This is a genomic window from Kocuria sabuli (genome assembly GCF_040981185.1).
Classification (GTDB): domain Bacteria; phylum Actinomycetota; class Actinomycetes; order Actinomycetales; family Micrococcaceae; genus Kocuria; species Kocuria sabuli.
In genome coordinates, this window is the sequence record NZ_JAVHZE010000044.1 from 1 (window position 1) to 1376 (window position 1376).

At 41.6% G+C, this 1376-nt stretch carries 1 protein-coding gene and 1 pseudogene; both read right to left on the reverse strand.

Annotated elements, in window-relative coordinates; translation table 11 throughout:
• Positions 1-200: pseudogene (locus RE027_RS17715) on the reverse strand (hypothetical protein); the annotation flags it as partial.
• 619 nt (positions 201-819) lie between these two features.
• Positions 820-1376 (reverse strand): replication/maintenance protein RepL (locus RE027_RS17720; protein ID WP_217754152.1); only part of this gene is annotated, 557 nt, incomplete at its 5' end.

A 1376-nucleotide genomic window follows, 5' to 3' on the forward strand; every position in this document is an offset into this window, starting at 1 on the left:
GCTTTAGTCTGCATCTTCTGCCCAACCGTATCGAAATATCTCTGTTTCGCACTCTCCAGCCGATGGGAGATGCTATCTCCAACCCAGCTTTCATTCAAATGACTAAGTTCCGGACGAACATAGTCCAACTCTTTTTCCCTAAAGTTGTGAATCTCGCTCCCCGGCTTCACTGCTTGTACATGAATACTTGTTGCTCCCATAAGTTAACATTTTTGTGACAATCGATAACAGCCGGTGACAGCCGGCTGACAGGGGGTTAAGGGGGCTTGTCCCCTTACACACGTACCCTTTAGGGTGCTAGTGTGCTATCACCATACTGCATAGGTGCGAAGTTAGTGAATGTTTTGTAAATGCACAAATAAAGGGGAAAACATTTGGATTTGCGACAATAAAGTACTACCTTTGTTGCTGACCAAACGGTAGCTGACCGATACGGGAGAGTTACCAAAATACAAGCCGCTGGAGTTAATTGACGGACATCCGACATCCCCAGCGGCTTTATTTTTGCCTATCTGCCGCGTGTAGGCATACCAGTACCTCTACTAAAAATGTACTTCAAAGATACTTCTTTTCTACCGACTTGATAGTTTTTACCCCATATTCTTGGACATTTTTCCCCCATGAGGTTATCTTTGTAGGGTGAAAGAGAAACCCATAAACGGGGATAGATTGAATGCTGGGAAGCATAAACAATCGGGGTAAGGTTAGCGAACCTTGCCTTTCATCCCCCATTATAACTTTACATAGAGGAACTTTATCTATCCCCCCCCCCGCCCCCAAAGGGGGAGCGACCAAACGGCAGCTTCACTCAATGGAGTGTTACAGTTCATCAAAACCAAGTGATAACTGTCGTTTCTCTGCTTCTTCTTTCTTTTGGGCAGCTAAAGTCTTTTTCCGAACGTATGTTTTTGTAAATGAAACCCTATCCCCATTAAAGACAATCAACGGATTAATGAACCAATTATATTCGTTTGGACCTCTTGCTATGATTTCACTTTGTACGAGCTCTGCCAATCCTTTGTATATGGCTTTGTCTGATTTGTATTGGGTGTATTCTAAGCATTTTCGCCTATCGAAAATTATCATATCATTCTTAGGCTTCATGCAAGTTAGAATATACCCGAAAACCCGAATAGCTGATTGTGATAGATTGAAAAAAGCGGCAAAATTCGCAAGGTATAGTTTTGCAAATTGCTCTTCATCTACTTCTATTTGTCGGATAAACGAGGTTTTGAATACTTCTCCTGTATCTGTATCAGCAACAGCAACTACAGCTTTTTTATCACTTCCCGTACTACTTTTGTATTTCTTAACAACGTGATTTTCAATCCCTTCAATTGCTTGTTTCATAAAGGGGTTTTCTTCGTTTTTTTGAA